This window comes from Gemmiger formicilis, from assembly GCF_018784445.1.
In the GTDB taxonomy this organism is placed as follows: domain Bacteria; phylum Bacillota; class Clostridia; order Oscillospirales; family Ruminococcaceae; genus Gemmiger.
In genome coordinates this window covers 1-16,605 of sequence record NZ_WQOH01000056.1, presented here as the reverse complement: position 1 = coordinate 16,605, position 16,605 = coordinate 1, and the positions used below count along the sequence as shown (strand labels likewise).

17 protein-coding genes and 6 pseudogenes are annotated in these 16,605 nt (G+C 44.3%); 22 read left to right on the top strand and 1 reads right to left on the bottom strand.

What is annotated here, in order from left to right; all coding sequences use genetic code 11:
• The 3 genes from GPK89_RS16815 to GPK89_RS14175 all read left to right on the top strand — a co-directional run.
• Positions 1-142 (top strand): S24 family peptidase (locus tag GPK89_RS16815; protein ID WP_430750608.1); only part of this gene is annotated, 142 nt, incomplete at its 5' end.
• Positions 143-158: 16 nt separating this feature from the next.
• Positions 159-761 (top strand): SOS response-associated peptidase, encoded by a 603-nt coding sequence (locus GPK89_RS14180; RefSeq protein WP_215694124.1) that lies wholly within the window; start codon positions 159-161, stop codon positions 759-761.
• Positions 762-769: 8 nt separating this feature from the next.
• Entirely contained in the window at positions 770-1,207 is a 438-nt protein-coding gene (locus GPK89_RS14175; RefSeq protein WP_215694122.1) for an ASCH domain-containing protein, read from the top strand.
• 130 nt (positions 1,208-1,337) lie between these two features.
• On the opposite strand, the gene GPK89_RS16810 is transcribed toward GPK89_RS14175, so the two are convergent.
• Complete coding sequence (locus tag GPK89_RS16810; RefSeq protein WP_275951443.1) at positions 1,338-1,727, bottom strand: transposase; 390 nt, start codon at positions 1,725-1,727, stop codon at positions 1,338-1,340.
• Between the two features lie 57 nt (positions 1,728-1,784).
• Between GPK89_RS16810 and GPK89_RS14165 the strand changes: the two genes are divergently transcribed.
• From GPK89_RS14165 to GPK89_RS14070, 19 genes and pseudogenes are all read left to right on the top strand, one after another.
• A complete protein-coding gene (locus tag GPK89_RS14165) occupies positions 1,785-2,465 on the top strand; it encodes a GTP pyrophosphokinase (protein WP_215694120.1) in 681 nt (226 codons plus the stop codon).
• A gap of 36 nt (positions 2,466-2,501) precedes the next feature.
• The gene (gene cls, locus GPK89_RS14160) at positions 2,502-4,061 is read left to right on the top strand and encodes a cardiolipin synthase (RefSeq protein ID WP_008396523.1); all 1,560 of its coding nucleotides are present in this window, start codon (positions 2,502-2,504) and stop codon (positions 4,059-4,061) included.
• Between the two features lie 272 nt (positions 4,062-4,333).
• The gene (locus GPK89_RS14155; protein WP_412342050.1) at positions 4,334-4,486 is read left to right on the top strand and encodes a hypothetical protein; all 153 of its coding nucleotides are present in this window, start codon (positions 4,334-4,336) and stop codon (positions 4,484-4,486) included.
• Positions 4,487-4,577: 91 nt separating this feature from the next.
• The gene (locus tag GPK89_RS14150; RefSeq protein WP_215694118.1) at positions 4,578-5,249 is read left to right on the top strand and encodes a response regulator transcription factor; all 672 of its coding nucleotides are present in this window, start codon (positions 4,578-4,580) and stop codon (positions 5,247-5,249) included.
• Entirely contained in the window at positions 5,249-6,292 is a 1,044-nt protein-coding gene (locus GPK89_RS14145) for a HAMP domain-containing sensor histidine kinase (RefSeq protein ID WP_215694116.1), read from the top strand. The genes GPK89_RS14150 and GPK89_RS14145 overlap by 1 nt, the downstream gene beginning before the upstream one ends.
• Before the next feature lie 33 nt (positions 6,293-6,325).
• A complete protein-coding gene (locus GPK89_RS14140; protein WP_147609347.1) occupies positions 6,326-7,390 on the top strand; it encodes an FUSC family protein in 1,065 nt (354 codons plus the stop codon).
• Positions 7,380-7,951: pseudogene (locus tag GPK89_RS14135) on the top strand (CDP-alcohol phosphatidyltransferase family protein). The gene GPK89_RS14140 and the pseudogene GPK89_RS14135 overlap by 11 nt, the downstream one beginning before the upstream one ends.
• A 353-nt stretch (positions 7,952-8,304) precedes the next feature.
• A pseudogene (locus GPK89_RS14130) lies at positions 8,305-8,838 on the top strand (permease); the annotation flags it as partial.
• A 15-nt stretch (positions 8,839-8,853) separates the two neighbouring features.
• Positions 8,854-9,208: pseudogene (locus GPK89_RS14125) on the top strand (thioredoxin family protein).
• Positions 9,205-9,459 (top strand): annotated as a pseudogene (locus tag GPK89_RS14120) (arsenic resistance protein); the annotation flags it as partial. The pseudogenes GPK89_RS14125 and GPK89_RS14120, both read left to right, overlap by 4 nt.
• Positions 9,460-9,532: 73 nt before the next feature.
• A pseudogene (locus GPK89_RS14115) lies at positions 9,533-9,790 on the top strand (recombinase family protein); the annotation flags it as partial.
• A 153-nt stretch (positions 9,791-9,943) separates the two neighbouring features.
• Positions 9,944-10,252 carry a DUF6050 family protein gene (locus tag GPK89_RS14110; RefSeq protein WP_005934801.1) on the top strand — a complete coding sequence of 103 codons (309 nt, stop codon included), beginning with the start codon at positions 9,944-9,946 and terminating at the stop codon, positions 10,250-10,252.
• Positions 10,253-10,378: 126 nt separating this feature from the next.
• Positions 10,379-10,627: a hypothetical protein gene (locus tag GPK89_RS14105; RefSeq protein ID WP_113999283.1), complete on the top strand. Its 249-nt coding sequence runs from the start codon at positions 10,379-10,381 to the stop codon at positions 10,625-10,627.
• Complete coding sequence (locus tag GPK89_RS14100; protein WP_040647224.1) at positions 10,620-11,381, top strand: phage antirepressor KilAC domain-containing protein; 762 nt, start codon at positions 10,620-10,622, stop codon at positions 11,379-11,381. The genes GPK89_RS14105 and GPK89_RS14100 overlap by 8 nt, the downstream gene beginning before the upstream one ends.
• Positions 11,378-12,283 carry a DUF6017 domain-containing protein gene (locus GPK89_RS14095; protein ID WP_215694114.1) on the top strand — a complete coding sequence of 302 codons (906 nt, stop codon included), beginning with the start codon at positions 11,378-11,380 and terminating at the stop codon, positions 12,281-12,283. The genes GPK89_RS14100 and GPK89_RS14095 overlap by 4 nt, the downstream gene beginning before the upstream one ends.
• 128 nt (positions 12,284-12,411) lie before the next feature.
• Complete coding sequence (locus GPK89_RS14090; protein ID WP_005934796.1) at positions 12,412-12,903, top strand: PcfB family protein; 492 nt, start codon at positions 12,412-12,414, stop codon at positions 12,901-12,903.
• Positions 12,900-15,690: pseudogene (locus GPK89_RS16805) on the top strand (recombinase family protein). Before GPK89_RS14090 ends, GPK89_RS16805 begins: the two are co-directional and overlap by 4 nt.
• Positions 15,687-16,085 (top strand): TnpV protein, encoded by a 399-nt coding sequence (locus tag GPK89_RS14075; protein ID WP_055163287.1) that lies wholly within the window; start codon positions 15,687-15,689, stop codon positions 16,083-16,085. The pseudogene GPK89_RS16805 and the gene GPK89_RS14075 overlap by 4 nt, the downstream one beginning before the upstream one ends.
• Entirely contained in the window at positions 16,086-16,367 is a 282-nt protein-coding gene (locus tag GPK89_RS14070; RefSeq protein WP_055163288.1) for a DUF6809 family protein, read from the top strand. It abuts the gene before it with no gap.
• The last annotated feature ends 238 nt before the right edge of the window (positions 16,368-16,605 follow it).

The window sequence follows — 16,605 nt, the reverse complement described above, 5'->3', positions numbered from 1 at the left end:
CACCTTGAACGACCAAGGCTATTGCAAAAAGCTGCGCAAGGACGAAAACGGCATTGCGCTAATCTCGCTGAATAAAAAATGCGCCCCCCTCCCTGTGCGGGAGGAGGACGAGTTTAGAATCGCCGGTATTGTAGTAGGATAAGGAAGGAGCGTCGCGTATGTGTGGACGGTATCAGTTTTCTGCCGATGAGTATAAAGAGATTCGCCAGATCGTGCGCGATGCACAGCGCCGCAGCGAAGGAAATGAACTCAATTTCCCAATGGCAGGAGATATTTGCCCCTCGCAGGTGGCACCGGTGCTGGTTTCTCGCAGGGAGAAGATCGTGGGCGAGTTCCAGCAATGGGGGCTGCCCGGTTTTCGCGGCAGACAGCAAATCATCAATGCCCGCGCCGAAACGGTGACGGAAAAACCGATGTTTCGCCGCAGTGTTGCCTTCCAGCGCTGCGTGATTCCCGCCACCGGCTTTTATGAGTGGGACAGCGCCAAGCACAAATATTTTTTTCAAATGCCGGGACAACCGATTTACTTGGCGGGCATTTATGATAATCTAAATGGTGTGAACTGCTTTATCATTCTGACCACCGCGCCCAACGATTCGGTAGCACCCATCCACGACCGTATGCCGCTGATGCTCTCCCACGAGCAGGTGCGCCCGTGGTTGGTGGACGCGGGCGCAGCGCTGGAGCTGCTTTGCAACCGCCCGCCGCTGCTGCTGCGCACAAGCTGTGATGGGCAGTTGGGCTTTGATGATTTGCTTTGAGGAAAGCTATGGATCAAATCGAGAAATTTGTAAAGGATTCGGGGCTGGCGATTTCTGCCTACAATGTCTGTTTTTATGACAGCAACGGCACCGACGAGATTCTGGACAACATTCTTTGCGACAAAAAGCGCGCCAACACGGGGCTGTTCAGCCTGTTTGAAGCCCAGATGCAGCTGCTGCCGCGCACGGGTGATTACACGGTCGTGCTGGACAGCGATATGCAGCCGCGCTGCATTACCCGCACCACAAAGGTGGAGGTTGTCCCGTTTGAAGATGTGACGGCAGACTGTGCCGCCGCCGAGGGGGACGGCACCCTTGCCGCGTGGAAGAAAGCCCACCGCAACGCGTTTGCCGCAACGTGTGAGGAAATCGGCATCGATTTTGACGAAAGAATGAAGTGCGTCTGCGAGTATTTTGATGTGGTTTACCGCGCAGTTGGACAGTGAGATAAATCTTGCTAATGTATTTGTCAAGAGTTTTTTTAGATTTTCCGATTTTCTTTTGGAAAAAGGGCGCATTAAATTGAATCCACAGCAGTTGTGGATTTTTGAAAAAGATATATAATAGAGTCAGTGGTTACTGTTGCTTGAGTGTTTCCATCGATCTCGCGTAGTAGATGCGGAGAAACTTGTCGACTCCGGCCATTTTAGCTACATTATACGGTTTCCCTTCCTGTTCCTTTTTGAGCAGAAAAAGGTAGACAGGGTCATCTTGAGGTCGTGTAAGTTTGAGTGCCTGCATAACCTCAAAGCAATACTTTCTGAGAGCCGCATTCCCACGTTTTGATATGTGGCGATTGTAGCTCTCAAATGTTCCAAACTGATATGGAGGCGGATCGTTACCAGCATAAGCGTTGAGTGCTTTTCCACTGTGAAAGCGGCGGATATCTCCAATTTCAACAAGGATAAGGGGACCGAGTCGATCCCCAACACCAGCCATAGAGCGCAGAACAGCGTACTCGGGCAACGTTTCAGCTAATAAATAATGTTTTGAAATCAGGGATGAGGTAGAAAGGAAAGTTCCATGACAAAAGATGAAGTAACAAAACTCAGGATGAACAGTCCGGAATCACTACAGTTTTTAAATAATGCTACAAAATTTTATAATTTAATGATGATGTATCGTTGTGCTATTCGGGAGATACAAACTAAGCTTGAGGTTTTGGATGATGAATTTTCAGTTGAGAACAATCGAAATCCTATTTCTTTTATAAAAACAAGAATTAAGAAGCCCAATAGTATTTACAATAAACTGCAGAAGATGGGATATGAATTTACAACAGAAAATATACAGACATATCTCAATGATGTAGCAGGCGTTCGAATAGTTTGTGCGTTTATTGACGATATTTATATGATATCAGATTTGATTACCCAACAGGATGATATTAAAGTTATTGAAATAAAAGATTATATAAAAAATCCAAAATCGAATGGTTATCGAAGCTATCATATGATTGTTGAAATACCAGTATTTTTTGCTAAGGGTAAAACACCTATGCGTGTAGAATTACAGATTCGAACCAATGGTATGGATTTCTGGGCAACGTTGGAACATCAACTTCGCTATAAAAAAGGAATTGAAGAAATGCCTGGCTATGATGAGATAAGTGAAGAATTACTTCATTCTGCAAGAGCTATCATTGAAGCAGATAATGAAATGCAGAGAATAAAAGACAAAATTGGTATGTTCCACGAAATTTAAGCAGAAATTTGATCGAGTAGAAAGGTTGGAATATATATGAAACAAGATACTTTAGAAGGAAAAGCGAAAACAAAAAACGGAGTAAAACGATTGTGTTTTTCCATAGTCTGCATTCTTCTAGAAGTAGTTTTTATTATTACTATTGTAACACGCTTAAATGAATATGCAGAAATCATAAATCTATTTACAAGGATTTTAAGTGGAATTTTAGTTTTGGGATTGTATGCATCAGATAAGACATCTTCCATGAAAATGCCTTGGGTTATATTAATTTTAATTTTCCCAATTATGGGTGTAGGCCTATATTTATTGATTGGTTTGAATGGCGGCACACATAAAATGCGTGAGCGATATGCAGAAATTGATAGCAAATTGTTACCAATGCTTTCCGATAATCAGGAGTGCTTAAACAGAATAAACGAAACGATTCCGAAGGCAGGAAATATTGCAAGTTATATACAAAGAAATTCGCAGTATCCAATCTATCAGAATACGGATATTGTGTATTTTGATGAAGCAGTGAAAGGATTAGAAGCACAGCTTAAGGATTTGGAAAAAGCACAAAAGTTTATCTTTATGGAATATCATGCGATAGAAGACGCTGAAGCATGGCATAAGATTCAAGATGTTCTGGAAGAGCGAGTAAAAGCAGGTGTGGAAGTTAGAGTATTCTACGATGATATGGGTTCTATAGGCTTTATTAACACAGATTTTGTGAAAAAAATGGAGGCAATAGGAATTCATTGCCGTGTATTCAATCCGTTTATGCCAGGTTTAAATCTGTTTTTGAACAATCGTGATCATAGAAAAATAACAGTTATTGATGGAAAAGTCGGATTTACAGGTGGATATAATCTAGCAAACGAATATTTTAATTACACACACCCGTATGGACAGTGGAAAGATACAGGTATTCGTTTAGAAGGAGATGCTGTTCAGTCGCTTACAGTGACATTTTTAGAAATGTGGAATGCTGTTAGTGAAAAAGCTACGAATGATACTGATTTTAGTAAATACATTATTCATTACGATTATAAAGCACAGCAAACAGGTTTTGTTCAGCCTTATGCAGACAGTCCTATGGATAATGAGCAGGTCGGAGAAGAAGTTTATATCAGTATGATAAATAAAGCTGAAAAATATTGTTGGTTTATGACTCCATATCTAATCATAACAGATGAAATGACGCATGCGTTATGTCTGGCTGCTAAGCGAGGGGTAGACGTAAGAATTATCACACCTGGTATCCCTGATAAAAAATTCATTTATAATGTAACTCGTTCTTTTTATCATGGATTAGTTAAACATGGTGTTCGTGTTTATGAGTGGACTCCTGGTTTCTGTCATGCAAAAATGAGTGTGGCAGATGACTGTATGGCAACTTGTGGAACAATTAATTTGGATTATCGAAGTTTATATCACCATTTTGAAAACGGCTGTTTTATGGCAGATTGTCAGGCAGTTGTGGAAATAAAAAATGATCTGATAAGAACGATGGGAGAATGTCGTGATGTGACAGACCAATATCAAACCGGACGAAGTGCATATTTGCGACTGGGACAATTATTTATGAGATTATTTGCTGGATTGCTATAAGAATCTGATGAAACGACCTTTCAAAAAACAGTCGATTTAGAAGTTAACTGTTTTTGAAAGGCCGTTTTTGCTATATCTAACAGTCTGTTGTACAAAGAAGATTTTGCATGGATGAAAAAACAAACCTTGTTGAGGTTAAATTGAGTTTTCCATTGCATTGTATTGCTAATGAATAAGAATAAGAAAAAGAACAGACAATGCTGAATGCTCTGGAAACAAGAATATCTGAGTATAGTATGTAAGTTCGTAACAGAATGAAATGAGCGATTCAAATGAGCAATTTGGAAAATTATATGAAACAGCAAGCAATTTTTTGTGAACAAAATGATAGCATTAGTAAGAATCTGTATTCAGAGTATGGTGTAAAAAGAGGCTTACGAGATGAAAAAGGCCAAGGTGTGTTGACGGGGCTTAGAGCCAATTGAATTGACAAAGAAGCGTCAGAGAAACGTACTTTTGGTACAGCATCTGCTTGGATGGGCAAGATATCTGTTCTGATAAAGGAGGAAGAAGATCGTGTTTCAAATATTAATTGTAGAAGATGATAAAGAATTAAGCCAGCTATTCCAAAAAGTGCTTGTGAAGAATGGATATCAGGTCAAAAGTGCATCGGATGGAGCACTGGCATTAGAAATATTGGATAAAGAGCATATTGATCTGATCATTTCCGATATTATGATGCCGGTTATGGATGGTTATGAACTGGTGTCGGAACTCCGTTCAGCAGGATATCAGATACCGGTACTTATGATCACTGCGAAAGGTTCCTTTGATGATATGCGCCAGGGATTTCTTTCGGGAAGTGACGATTATATGGTAAAACCGGTAAATGTGAATGAAATGGTTTTAAGAGTCGGAGCACTGCTTCGCCGTGCACAGATACTGAATGAGCACAAAATTGTGATCGGTTCAACAGAGCTTGATTATGATGCAATGACGGTTACAACTGATAAGGAAAGTCTTGTTTTGCCTAAAAAAGAATTTCTGCTTTTATATAAGCTTGCAGCTTCGCCAGGCAGAACATTTACAAAACAACAGTTGATGGATGAAGTATGGGGATACGAGACGGAGGCAGACCCACATACGATAGAGGTACATATAGGAAGAATCAGAGAGCGTTTTAAAGATAATCCTGATTTTGAAATCGTAACAATGCGTGGAATTGGATACAAGGTGATGAAAAAATAATGGTACAAAAGAAAGAAAAAGGATTGCGGATCCGATCCTGTCTGACTGGTGCAATCTGGCTGGCACTTGTATTTTCAACAGTCATATCTGCTTTATTATTTGCTTTTTTGAATCATTTTTTTAATCTGCCGGGCAGCATACCTGTGCTTGGCTGGCTTTTGATTTTCAATACATTGATTGCAGGGCTGATCACTTCCTTTATTAATGCAAAGTTACTGGAACCAATTATCAGACTTAGTAAAGCAATGAAGGAAGTTTCTCGGGGAGATTTTGAACAGCATTTGGAAACGAATAGCCGTATAGCAGAAGTTGGAGAATCTTATCAAAGTTTTAACGTTATGACAAAAGAACTTCGTGCAACAGAGGTGTTGCAGATGGATTTTGTATCTGATGTTTCTCATGAGTTTAAGACCCCGATTAATGCCATTGAAGGATATACAATGCTGCTTCAGGGAGAAGAACTGTCTCCGGATCAAGAGGAATATGTAGAAAAAATCTTATTTAACACCCAAAGACTTTCCGGATTGGTTGGTAATATTTTGCTGTTATCCAAGTTAGAGAATCAGAATATACCAATGAAAAAAACAGAATATCGTCTGGATGAACAGATCCGTCAGGCAGTTCTTTCATTGGAAACAAAATGGACAGAAAAAGAAATTGGTTTTCAGGTAGAATTGGAGGAAGTTAAATATACTGGGAATGAAGGACTTTTTATGCATATCTGGATAAATCTTTTGGATAATGCGATTAAGTTCAGCCCTTCAAAGGGGACAATTACGATGTTTCTGAAACAAGAACAGGATTCTGTTAAGTTCATTCTGGAAGATGAAGGACCAGGAATAGAGGATGATGTAAAATCCAGAATATTTGACAAGTTCTATCAGGTAGATGGATCTCATAAAGCAGAAGGAAATGGCCTAGGTCTTGCACTTGTAAAACGGATTGTAGATAGTGCCGGAGGAACAATCAAAGCAGAAAACCGTGAATATGGTGGATGCAGATTTGTTATAGAGCTGCCAAAGCAGAAAGATGAGATTATCTAGTTTTAAGATAAATTAGAAGATGGGAGAATTTATATGACATTTTATCAGGAGTTGCAGTTAAATCAGGCAGGTTCTAAAAACCTGTTGAAAAAGAGTGAAACACTAAAAGAAAAATTATATCATATGTGGGTATATCTGGTGAAGATAGCTGCTACAATGGCATTTTGTTTTTTCTTTGTTAGTATTTTCAGCATCCTATTTGGAAATGAGAACAGCATTGTAGGTGTAGTAGTCTTATTATGTCTCATGGTGTTTAGGAATTCGGATCTGGGGATCCACACCGGACAATCTACGATGCTTTTGGCTTTGTTCTTTGTAATTATGACTGTATGTCCGCATTTAGCAAATCAGTTTTCACCGGTATTGGGAATGCTGTTAAATATTGCGGCACTGGCTGTGTTGATTCTGTTCGGATGCCATAATCCATCCATGTTTAATCAATCTACATTGGTTCTTGGGTATCTGCTGCTATATGGTTATGATGTTACGGGAAAAAGCTATCAGATGCGATTAGTCGGAATGGCTTTAGGTGCAGCACTTACCTGCTTCGTATTTTATCGAAATCATAAAAACAGAACTTATAAAAGAAATCTGAAAGATCTGATACAAGAATTTGATATCACTTCTTCCAGAACAAAATGGCAGATATGTCAGATTTTATGCGTGCCGATTGTCCTTTGCATTGCAGAACTTTGTAATATGCCACGTGCAATGTGGGCTGGTATTGCGGCCATGTCCGTGATTTTGCCGTCTATGGAAGATATGCACTACAGAGTCCGTAAAAGGATTGTCGGAAATATTGCAGGTGTTATATGTTTTACAGTATTATATTTTCTGCTTCCTTCGTCAATCTATGCATATATAGGAATTCTTGGTGGAATCGGTGTAGGATTTTCAGCACAATATGGCTGGCAGGCAGTATTTAACACATTTGGTGCTTTAGCCATTGCTGCAGAGACATATGGACTACAAGGAGCGGTTAGTCTTAGAGTGAGTCAAAATGTTTTTGGTGTTGTGTTTGCTTTAGCATTTTGTGTTATATTTTATTGGTTTATGCCTAAAAAAAAGGAAAGTGAGGTGACCGTACATGCAGAGTGAAGTGAATCAGGAAGAAAATTTGAATAGAATTATTACGGTTCCTAATCTTCTTTCTTTTTTCGGCTTTGTCTGATTCCGGTAATTATATGGAGTTATTGTGTAAAGTAAAATCCTCTGTTAGCTGGTGAAATCTTATTGCTGTCTGGTCTTACGGATCTTGCTGATGGATATATCGCAAGAAGATTCCATAGGATTAGTAATTTAGGAAAAATGCTTGATCCGGTGGCTGATAAGCTGACACAGGCAGCGATGTTAATCTGTCTGTTTACTCGTTTTCCGCATGTGCTTCTTTTAATCGTAATAATGGCAGGTAAGGAGCTGTATATGGTAGTCAGTGGATGTCTTGTGATACAAAAGACAGGAAAAGTACATGGTGCAGACTGGCATGGAAAGATAGTAACCTTTTTATTATATGGAACTGCAGCGGTGCATATTATATGGTTCCACATTACACCGATGGTATCAGATCTGTTGATTGGTTTGTGCGCTATAATGATGGTCATATCGGTCGCTCTGTATATTATACAGAATACCAGGACTATTAAAGGAGAGACTGTATAAGCAATTTTATATTGCAATGACTAGAAAAATATTTAGGAGAAGATAGATATAAACAGTAAGTCAAACACACAAACTAATCCGAGGACGGCTATATTGTCAGCTTTCCGGATACAGAAAACACGCAGGCGCTTATCAAGGATTACAAAGCGCGTCTGCGTGATTTAGAAAACAATATCTGGCAGTACTAAACTGCCACTGACTCTAAGGCGGGCTTCGGCCCGCCTTTTCTTTATGCAAAATCATTCCTGCTTCTTCCTTTCTCCCGGTTTCGTTGTGATGAGCTGATAGACATCACTATCCTTGGGCTCCAGATTGGTGAATGGTAATACACTGTTGCCCATCTTGATAATGCCGTGTCCCTCGCTGGCGGTACGCTGATTGAAAAGCTGCACATGGAAAATCAGGTAGAGGAATTTATCCGCAGGGCATCTGCCGTGGACATTGCCTCCCCAACGTTGACGCAGAAGGAACGGCTAGTTTATGCCAAGGATCAGGTAGCGGAAACCTTCAAGAAGGTCTTTCCGTACATTCTCATCGGCGTAGGCATTGGGGCTGTCATTCACAACTGGATTCCCGAAAGCTGGGTTGTGGCGGTTCTTGGTAGCCATAACCCCTTCGGCGTAATATTAGCAACCATCATCGGCATTCCTATGTATGCCGATATTTTCGGCACGATTCCCATTGCTGAGGCTTTGCTTGGAAAAGGCGCACAGCTTGGTACGGTGCTTGCCTTTATGATGGGCGTCACTACGCTGTCCCTGCCGTCAATGATCATGCTGCGCAAGGCAGTTAAGCCGAAGCTGCTGGGTGTTTTTATCGCTATCTGCGCTTTGGGCATTATCGTTGTAGGCTACTTATTCAACCTGTTTCAGGGATTCATTTTATAGTTGGAGGGTATCAAAATGTCAATTTTCGGATTTGGTAAGAAAAAAGAAGAACAAAAGCAGCCTTGCTGCTGCGGCGGGAGCTGTACGCCGGAAGCAATGCAGGCGGCAGAAGCCGAAAAGAAGGAGTCCGGGATCAAAATTCTTGGGGGGCGGCTGTGCCAAGTGTAATGCGCTGGAAGCGGCAACTGTAGACGCACTGCGGGAGCTTGGGATGGATACGACCATTGACCATGTGCGGGACTTTGAGAAAATCGCAGCCTACGGCGTGATGACCACCCCTGCTTTGGTGGTGGACGGTCAGGTGGTGTCCTACGGCAAGGTGCTGAAAAAGGATGAAGTCATTGCGATTTTGAAGAAGGTAAGAGTATGAAAGAGCGCAGCGCTTCTCCCATTGGATTTTTTCAAAAGTATCTGACCGTATGGGTCATTCTCTGCATGGCGGTGGGGATCTGCGTCGGCAAATTTCTGCCGCAGATTCCGGAATTTCTGAACCGGTTTGAGTATGCACGGGTGTCGATTCCCATGGCGATTCTCATCTGGGTGATGATCTATCCCATGATGATGAAGGTGGACTTCCGCAGCATCAAAAATGTGGGCAGAAATCCAAAGGGACAGTTTGTTTTAAGATATTTATGGAGTTGAAGTCAAAAGGTTGATTTCCAAAGTAAAAGACAAGAAAGGAGGAAGGTGAAAAATGGCGCAAATTCGTGATATTAGCAAGCGCACAGCCCTTTATGAAAGACTGTCGAAAGACGATGAACAGCAGGGCGAATCAAACTCGATATTGAACCAAAAGCAGTATCTCGAAGAATACGCCCATAGAAATGGATTTGTAAATATCCAGCACTTCACTGATGATGGGTATACAGGGCGAAATTTCAATCGTCCGGGATTCCAAGAAATGCTTGCGGAAATAGAAAACGGAAAAATCGGAACCGTCATCGTAAAGGATTATTGTGCGATAATAGGACTAAATCAGAAAGACCTTGAAAATCAAGGCATTCTGGCTTAGTCCCTTCTTTTTTTGACCGAAAACAAAGGACTTTCACAATAATCAAGCAAGCCGGAGGGTGCTGCTGCACACTTCCGGCAGAAGGAGGATATAGTGGGTGCTATCAAAGTCTTCTTGAAGGAGGTTCTGCTTCCAATCGCGCTTGCGTTCTGCCTCGCGTCATTTCTCAAGCCGATCTATATGCCTGACGGCGTATGTGACTACTTCCTTATGTGGATCTGCGTCGGCTTGCCATTCGGCATCCGGAGGATGTGCCTCTGGCTCGTTCCCAGCGGCTACGGTATCTCCGGCTCAGTCGGCATCTTCGCATTGAACTTAATCATAGGCGGTCTTATCGGAGGACTTGCCTTCTTCATCGGGCTGCTGCTCGGTGTCATTCATACCATCCGAGAAATCATCTGAACTACATCGTAAACGAAGAGGGTTTGTTTCTTCTCCAATTTGGAGTAAGAAGCAAACCCTCTTTTTTTGTTGCCCAAAAGCCGCAATATTTGCTGGCGATGCGGCGAAAGAAAGGAGTTTTTAAGCATGAAACGCATGACAGCCGGTGATCTGCAAGCACTGGAATTGCTGATGCAGACCACACCCGGCTTTGAGCATTATGACAGCGGTGTGGATGGCATTCTCCCTGAGTGCCGAAGCTGCCGTTTTCATCGTCCCTTCTGGAAATATCAGTCCTGCGTGTTTGCGGAGTGTCCCTACTGCTGCAATTCCGTTTCAACCCTCAAAAATCAAAGTGGCACATCTGATGCCGGAAAGGAAGCCAGTCATGGATAACAAAATCGAAATCTTCAAGAATGAACAGTTTGGTGAGGTAAGAACGATCCTCGAAGGAGAAAAAGTTCTGTTCTGTGCGGCAGATGTTGCAAAGGCACTCGGTTACACCAACCCGAACAAGGCGGTCAACGACCATTGCAGGGCTATAACGAAACGTTCTACCCCTATCAGCGGGAAAGTTCAGAGTATCAACTTCATCCCGGAAGGAGACGTTTATCGGCTAATTATTCGCAGCAAACTTCCTGCGGCTGAAAAGTTTGAACTGTGGGTATTTGATGAGGTCATTCCTACCATTCGCAAGACCGGCGGCTACATGACGGACTCCCTTCTGGAACGCATACAGAAGGAACCTGCGGTCATTGTGGAGTTTGCTCAGGCGTTGATTTTGGAAAAGAATCGCGTAAAGGCTCTTGAGTGTGAGCTGATCACGGCAAAGCCCAAAGCTGATTATTACGACGCCTTCATCAATCCGGATGACTGCACCAATATCCGAACGACGGCGAAGGAACTGAAAATCCCGGAGCGCAAGTTCGTCCAGTTCCTTCTCAAAGAAAAGTACCTGTTCCGCTCTCCTTCCGGGCAGCTACTTCCCTACAACAAGGACAGCAATGCCGGACTGTTCATCGTCCGCGATTTTGTGACGTTCTGCTACACCGGTTCTCAGACCTACTTCACGCCGAAGGGCAAGGAGGTCATCCGAATGAAGTTCCAGAAAAAGTGCGGCGAAGAACTGCTTTCCAAGATGGCAAGGTGATTTTCGTGGCAGTCTATCGCGTAAATAAAAATCGTGGCTATACCGTCATGGCGAACTTCCACCTCCGAGACAAGAGCCTGTCACTCAAGGCGGTCGGTCTTCTCTCAAAGATGCTCTCGTTCAATGATGGCTGGAAGTTCTCAACCAAGGGACTTTCTGCAATCTGCAAGGAAGGTCCGGATGCCATTCTCTCCGCGCTCCGTGAGCTTGAAAAGCACGGCTACCTTGTCCGGCACCGGCAGAGAGACGGTAAAGGCAGGATGAGCAGCACAATCTTTGAGATATACGAAGAGCCGCAGGAGTCCACGCCAGAACGGGAAATACCACACACGGAAAATCCATGTGTGGAGAAGCCAGATGTGGATAATCCACGCGGGGATAAGTCCGCACAAATAAATACTGATCAAGTAATTACCCAAGAAAGAAATACTCTCTCAAAGAACTATCAATCCATCAATCTTGATGGGATGGACAGGATGGATGAGCGAAGCGAGTATGAAGAGATTATCAAAGAGAATCTTGACTACGACATTCTCTGTCAGGATCCGAAGTTCGATGAAGACCGCTTCCGGGAGATCATGGACATCATGCTGGATGCCGTCTGTTCCACTGCACCGACCATCCGCATCAATGGCGAGGATATGCCGCAGCAAGTAGTCAAATCCCGCTTTCTCAAGCTGAATAGCAGCCACATTGAGTACGTTCTGGAAGCAATGAACAAGAACCCGTCAGACATCCGTAATATCCGGGCGTACCTGTTGACCGCTCTGTATAACGCCTCTCTGACGATAGACAATTACTACTCCGCCCTCGTCAATCATGATTTCTACGGGCAGGACAGATCGGCAGGGTCAAAGAAGCCGAAGACCTACGATTATAGCCTTTGTGAAGACACTCTTTAATGAATACCATCGTGAGCAATGCTCGGAAAGGAGGACAGTGTAAATGAAAAGCATCTATCGCTGGATTGTGCCGCCTTAGCTGAGGCAGCATTCCCTCAATCATTTCAAGGAAAGGAGGTATCACTGCAATGCAGGATGAAGTCAACACCAAAGTTGTTGCAATCATGATCAAGGGCGGCAAAATCTCAGCCGAGGTGCTCAAAAAGGCGCTGGACAAATTCGTTCAGGAGATTGAGAAGGCGCAGAAGCAGATGCAGCAGCCCAAAACCTATCGCGGCAAGCAGTCCATCAAGCATCTGATGAGCCAGAATGCCGCCATCTCCAACATTGAAGTGACGGACGGCAACATCAAATCCTTTGAGCGGACTGCCAGCAAATACGGTCTGGACTTTGCGCTCAAGAAGGACGTTTCCGTTGAGCCGCCCAGCTATCTTGTCTTCTTCAAGGGACGGGACGTTGATGTTATGACCGCCGCGTTCAAGGAGTTCTCCGCCAAAACCGTCAAGCAGAAGGAACAGCCGTCCATCCGGCACAAGCTGGATCAGGAGAAAGCTCAGAGCAAGGCGCAGCACAAGGAGAAGGTCAAGGTCAAAACCAAGGATCGGGGTGTGGAGCTGTGAACAAACCCGATGTGAAGAAGCTCGTTCTTCTGAACCTTCCGTATATCTTCGCCTTCTACTTTGCAGATAAGATCGCCGCCGTGTTTCGTCTCGCCCCCGGCACAGAGTTCATCGACAAGCTGACAAACGGTTTTGCCGTGTTCGGCACAGCCTTCGCAAATCCGCTGCCCAGCTTTCATCCCGTTGATCTGCTCATCGGTCTGATTGCCGGTGCGCTGCTCAAGTTGGCGGTCTACGTCAAAGGCAAGAATCGCAAGAAGTTACGGCAGGGCGAAGAATACGGATCTGCCCGCTGGGGTAAGCCGGAGGACATCAAGCCGTACATGGACCCGGAGTTCTCCAACAACGTCATTCTGACGCAGACGGAGTTCCTGACCATGAACAGCCGCCCGAAGCAGCCGAAATACGCCCGCAACAAAAATATCCTTGTCATCGGCGGTTCCGGCTCAGGTAAGACACGCTTTTTCGTGAAGCCGAACCTGATGCAGATGCACAGTAGCTATGTTGTGACTGACCCGAAGGGTACGGTACTGGTGGAGTGCGGCAAGATGCTTGAAAAGGGCGGCTATGTCATCAAGTCGCTGAACACCATCAATTTCCGGAAATCCATGCACTACAACCCTTTTAGCTACATCCGCAGCGAGAAGGACATCCTCAAGCTGGTCAATACGATCATCGTCAACACGAAGGGAGACGGCGATAAGTCCGGCGAAGATTTTTGGGTAAAGGCGGAAAAGCTCTACTACGCAGCTCTCATCGGCTACATCTGGTACGAGGCACCCGACCACGAGAAAAACTTTACTACCCTGCTCGAAATGATCAATGCCTCAGAAGCCAGAGAGGACGATGAGACCTTCAAGAACCCCGTGGATGTCATGTTCGATGAGCTGGAAGCCCGCGATCCTGACCACTTTGCGGTCAAGCAATACCGCAAATACAAGCTGGCGGCGGGTGTTGTATGCTTTAAGAGACTTATTCATCACGATATGAGTAAGTCTCTTAAAACATATAAGGCTACAAAGCAGAAAGGAGACCCCCATGAGCAAACAGAAAATAACCGCCCTGTATGAGCGTTTGAGCCGTGACGATGAACTGCAAGGCGAGAGTAATTCCATATCCAATCAGAAAAAATTATTGGAGGAATACGCCGCACAGCAAGGCTTTACAAACTGTGTCCACTTTACGGACGATGGAATAAGCGGGACTTGTTTCGATAGACCCGGCTTTCTTGATATGATGCGGCAAGTCGAAGCCGGAAATGTGGACTATCTGTGCATTAAGGACATGAGCCGTCTGGGGCGTGATTATCTCAAAGTCGGTCAGATTATGGAGATTTTACGCCAGAGAGGTGTCCGTCTCATTGCCATCAATGACGGTGTGGACAGTGCCAGAGGAGACGATGATTTTACCCCTTTTCGCAATATCATGAACGAATACTACGCCAGAGACACAAGCCGCAAAATCAAGTCCACTTTCAAGACCAAAGGCATGACAGGCAAGCATCTGACAGGGACGGTCATTTATGGTTATCTCTGGAATGAGACGAGAGACCAATGGATTGTTGATGAATACGCCGCCGAGGTTGTCAAGCGTATTTTTGCTCTCATTCCCTCTGCCTACCTTGCACAGCATAACGAGGGCGTGAACAAAAACAAGACTTTCAAGGATGTGTACGGTTGGGGTTCTTCCACTATCGTCAATCTGTTGGACAAGCGTGAATATCTCGGTCATACCGTCAATTTCAAGACCCGAAAGCACTTTAAGGACAAGAAAAGCCATTATGTCCCGGAGGACGAATGGACGATTTTCGAGAATACCCACGAAGCCATTATCAGCCAAGAGGAAGCTGCTCCCCTCACAGGCTTGCTCTACTGTGCCGATTGCGGCGGCAAGATGTATGTCCACCGCACTAACAACGGCAAGCGTATCTCTCAATACACTTGCTCACAGTACACAAAAGTCCCTTGTGGAACGCTCTGCAAGACACAGCACCGTATCAATGAAGATGTGGTACTTTCCCTTGTCTCCGATATGCTCCGAGCCATAGCCGAGTATGCAAAGCATGAGCGAGCCGAGTTTGTCCGAGTGGTACAAGAAGCACAGTCCAGTCAGCAGACAAGCGAGGTCAAGAAGCAACGCACAAGGCTTGCTACGGCAAAACAGCGTGTTTCAGAACTGGAAGTTTTGCTCTGTAAAATTTATGAGGACAATGTATTGGGCAAGCTCCCCGATGCCAGATATGCCGTTCTGGATGCACAGTACGCAAAGGAACAGGCGGCACTTACCGCCGAGATTGCAACACTTGAAAAGGCTGTCGGAGATTATGAGAAGCATGAGAAATCCGCAGACCGCTTTATCGCTCTGATTGACAAGTATCAGAACTTCGACAAGCTGACAAATACCATGCTCAATGAGTTTGTCGATAAAATCCTTGTCCATGAGCGAGCCAGAAAAGGCAGTCGAGAGACTACGCAAGAGGTTGAAATCTTCTTTAACTTTGTCGGGCGTTTCGTCCCTCCGGCATTTGCCGAAGTGGAGCTTACACCGGAAGAATTAGAGGAAATCCGCAAGCGTGAGGAACGCAAGGACAAACTTCATCAGAACTACTTGAAGCGTAAAGCCAGCGGTGCCCAGAAGCGTTATGAGGACAAAATCAAGGCGGCAAAGAAAGCCGAGATGGACGAAAAGAAAAATGCCATTCGAGCCGAGGATATTGCAAGGGGCGTATTTATCCCTGTCAGCAATCTTCCGAAGCGAGAACCACAGAAAGGAGCTATCACAGCATGAACGAACTGAAAGCGAGAATCCATGAAAACGGCATTGACTATGTCCTTGTGGGAGATTACTATGTGCCGGATTTGAAGCTGCCGGAGGAAAAGCGACCTATCGGGCATTGGGGCAGACTTCACAAAGCCTATTTGCAGAACTACCGCCCCACCGTTTACAACGAGCTTGTTTTGTCCTGTCGGCTTCATTCCGTCCTTGCGGATCTGAACGAACAGGCAAATGACCGCTTCTCTCTGATTATGGAGCAGATGGCAAGAGCCGAGGGCGTGACAGAGCAAATGAAAGCGGAAAATCAGATGTTGTGGGTGCAGTCTATGAACTCTATCCGCAACCGAGCCGAGGAAATTGTCAAGCATGAAATGATTTACTGCCATTATAGCGGAGGGGGTGATTAAATGATTATGGAAGCGATTTTCGGCGGCGATATGTACCCATTGGAGAACATTGTACCGCAACAGGACGGCTACAAGGCAGAGGTCAAAGCCATTGCCGACCTTATGGACGAACTGGCGAACAGGTTTTCAAAAGCTGACTTTTCCAAAGTGGAGGAGCTTCATCAGCGAATGACGATTATTCAGCAGTACGAAAGCACCGAGCATTTTAAGTGCGGACTGTCCACAGGATTGCTACTTATGAAAGAAGCCTATGAATATCCACTCAATCCCAAAGAGGATTAAAAAAACAAGGTCTGAACCCGACAATTTAATACCGTAATTCAAGCGGCAAGTGTTTCGTTCTTCGTGAAATGCTTGTTGCTTTTATTAACCTTAAATCTTAATCTTTCAAGGAGGAACCCACTATGAATATGAACATCAATGAAAAGAAAGCTCTTTATGCTTTTGGCTGTCCGAATCGAGAAGCGACCGTTCAACGCTTGCGTCTTGTGGCTGCACTTGCTCCCGACCCTGCGGCTAA

What these genes read in the sequence shown, in the direction of transcription:
- GPK89_RS14155 (WP_412342050.1), top strand. Translation starts at nt 4,334, where the DNA reads ATGAGCAATTTGGAAAATTATATGAAACAGCAAGCAATTTTTTGTGAA.
- GPK89_RS14105 (WP_113999283.1), top strand. Translation starts at nt 10,379, where the DNA reads ATGAAACGCATGACAGCCGGTGATCTGCAAGCACTGGAATTGCTGATG.
- cls (WP_008396523.1), top strand. Translation starts at nt 2,502, where the DNA reads ATGAAACAAGATACTTTAGAAGGAAAAGCGAAAACAAAAAACGGAGTA.
- GPK89_RS14100 (WP_040647224.1), top strand. Translation starts at nt 10,620, where the DNA reads ATGGATAACAAAATCGAAATCTTCAAGAATGAACAGTTTGGTGAGGTA.
- GPK89_RS14180 (WP_215694124.1), top strand. Translation starts at nt 159, where the DNA reads ATGTGTGGACGGTATCAGTTTTCTGCCGATGAGTATAAAGAGATTCGC.
- GPK89_RS14145 (WP_215694116.1), top strand. Translation starts at nt 5,249, where the DNA reads ATGGTACAAAAGAAAGAAAAAGGATTGCGGATCCGATCCTGTCTGACT.
- GPK89_RS14075 (WP_055163287.1), top strand. Translation starts at nt 15,687, where the DNA reads ATGAACGAACTGAAAGCGAGAATCCATGAAAACGGCATTGACTATGTC.
- GPK89_RS14090 (WP_005934796.1), top strand. Translation starts at nt 12,412, where the DNA reads ATGCAGGATGAAGTCAACACCAAAGTTGTTGCAATCATGATCAAGGGC.
- GPK89_RS14175 (WP_215694122.1), top strand. Translation starts at nt 770, where the DNA reads ATGGATCAAATCGAGAAATTTGTAAAGGATTCGGGGCTGGCGATTTCT.
- GPK89_RS14140 (WP_147609347.1), top strand. Translation starts at nt 6,326, where the DNA reads ATGACATTTTATCAGGAGTTGCAGTTAAATCAGGCAGGTTCTAAAAAC.
- GPK89_RS14165 (WP_215694120.1), top strand. Translation starts at nt 1,785, where the DNA reads ATGACAAAAGATGAAGTAACAAAACTCAGGATGAACAGTCCGGAATCA.
- GPK89_RS14070 (WP_055163288.1), top strand. Translation starts at nt 16,086, where the DNA reads ATGATTATGGAAGCGATTTTCGGCGGCGATATGTACCCATTGGAGAAC.